Consider the following 2,492-nt stretch of genomic DNA (forward strand, 5'->3'; position numbering starts at 1 on the left):
TGACGACGCCGGTGCCGCCGACGCCGTCGATGATCGCCGCCCAGCCCTGCTCGCCAAGCGGGAATTGCGCCGGCACGGGCACGCCTTCCAGCGGATCGGCCTTGCCGGCCAGGCCCTCGGCCTTGCGGATCTTGGCGCCGTGCACAGTGACGAAGGACGGGCAGAAGCCGTTGACGCAGGAGAAATCCTTATTGCAGCTCGACTGGTCGATCTTGCGCTTGCGGCCGAATTCGGTCTCGACCGGCTGGATCGAGACGCAGTTCGACTGTACGCCGCAATCGCCGCAGCCTTCGCAGACCAGTTCGTTGATGAAGACGCGCTTGTCGGGATCGGGGAATGTGCCGCGCTTGCGGCGGCGGCGTTTTTCGGCGGCGCAGGTCTGGTCGTAGAGCAAGACCGAAACGCCCTTGACGTCGCGCAGCTCGCGCTGGACGAGATCGAGGTCGTCGCGGTGATGGATAGTGGCACCGGCCGGGAATTCGGCTTTGCCAGCATATTTGTCCGGCTCATCCGTGACGATGGCAATGCGGTCGACACCCTCTGCCCGCACCTGCCTGGCAATCATATCGACGGTCAGGCCGCCTTCGTGCGGCTGGCCGCCGGTCATGGCGACCGCGTCGTTGTAGAGGATCTTGTAGGTGATGTTGGCATCGCTCGACAGCGCGAAGCGGATCGCCAGCGTACCGGAATGGTTGTAGGTGCCGTCGCCAAGATTCTGGAAGATGTGCTCGCGCTTGGAGAACGGCGCCTGGCCGACCCATTGCGCGCCCTCGCCGCCCATGGCCGTGAAGCCGACTGTGTTGCGGTCCATCCACAGCGCCATGAAGTGGCAGCCGATGCCGGCCGCGGCGATCGAGCCGTCCGGCACCTTGGTGGACGAATTGTGCGGGCAACCGGAACAGAAGAACGGCGTGCGCGAGCCGATGTCGGTGGCCTCGGTGAGCATTGCCTGGAACTGGCGCAGTTTTGCCACCCGCGCCGAAATCTCTTCGGACGGGCCGATGGTCCTGACGATCCTCTCGCCAAGCGCGATGGCGATCTCGTTGGGATCGAGCGCGCCTTTGGCCGGAAACAGCCAGTCGCCGCGCTCGTCCTTCTTGCCGATAATGACCGGTTGGGTGGCAGTGCCATAAAGGCTTTCGCGCAACTGTACCTCGATCAGCGAGCGCTTCTCCTCGACGACGACGATGGTGTCGAGGCCGCGGGCGAAACCGGCGATGTGATGCAGGTCGAGCGGCCAGGGGCAGCCGACCTTGAACAGCCGCACCCCGATGCGGTTGGCGGCCGCTTCGTCGATGCCGATATCCTCCAGCGCCTGGCGAACGTCGAGATAGCTCTTGCCGAGCGTGATGATGCCGATCTTCGGATTGCGGCCGCCCGAATAGACGATGCGGTTCAGCCCATTGGCAAGGATGAAGGCGGAGGCCGCGGCGCGCTTGTGTTCATGCAGCCGCTCTTCCTGGCCGAGCATGTCGATCTCGTGGCGGATGTTGAGACCGCCAGGCGGCATGTCGAACTCCGGCACGACGATGTTCAGCCGCTCGAGCGCGGCATCGACCGAGGCGGTCGATTCGATGTTGTCCTTGACGCATTTGATCGCCGCCCACGTGCCGGCAAAGCGCGACATGGCGAAGCCGTAGAGCCCGTAGTCGATGATCTCCTGGACACCGGCCGGGTTGAGGATCGGCACCATCGTGTCGACGAACAGGAATTCGGTGGCGTGCGCGTTGGTCGAGGATTCGGCCATATGGTCGTCGCCCATCAGCGCAAGCACGCCGCCATGCTTCGACGATCCGGCGAGGTTGGCGTGGCGGAACACATCGCCTGAGCGGTCGACGCCCGGTCCCTTGCCGTACCAGACCGAAAAGACGCCGTCATGAGTGCCCTCGCCCAGCAGCTCCGTCTGCTGCGCCCCCCAGCAGGCGGTGGCGGCAAGCTCCTCGTTGAGACCCGGCTGGAAGACGATGTCAGCCTGGGCGAGCTGTTTCTTCGCCTTCCACAGCTGCATGTCGAGGCCGCCGAGCGGCGAACCGCGATAGCCAGAGACGAACCCGGCCGTGTTCAAGCCGGCGCGACGGTCGCGCTCGCGCTGCATCAAGAGCATGCGAATGACCGCCTGCGCGCCGGACAGGAAGATGCGCTCCTTTGCGAGATCGAACTTGTCGTCGAGCGCGACGTCGTGCAGCGTCATCAGGCATTTCCTCTGCGGAGGCCACGCGGGGCAGGCAGCCAACGTCGGGGTCGGATGACGCATCCTTTCTCCCCTTGCAAGGCAGGTCAAACAAAATCGCAGATGCCAGGCAACGCGCAACGAACAGTCCGCGGCCATCCTGAATCGGGTATGAAACCGATCCGCGGACATTGCCCGGCGCATGAACATTACAGCTGCGGCGCGGCCGGCCGCGACGCGTCAGCCGCCTCTCGAGCAATCTGGCTTCGGCTCGCCCGGCAGCTTGCCGTCGGGCTGGCCGACGAGATCGGGCTTGGCGGTG

The 2,492-nt window shown here is 65.0% G+C and carries 1 protein-coding gene; it reads right to left on the minus strand.

All coding sequences use genetic code 11. From position 1 onward, the window contains the following. The coding region (locus tag ENZ75_RS28440; protein ID WP_164888064.1) for an indolepyruvate ferredoxin oxidoreductase family protein at positions 1 to 2,191 on the minus strand (2,191 nt) is incomplete at its 3' end. Positions 2,192 to 2,492 lie beyond the last annotated feature (301 nt).

The sequence above is a fragment of the Mesorhizobium sp. M7A.F.Ca.CA.002.04.1.1 genome (genome assembly GCF_004022805.1).
Lineage (GTDB): Bacteria > Pseudomonadota > Alphaproteobacteria > Rhizobiales > Rhizobiaceae > Mesorhizobium > Mesorhizobium ciceri.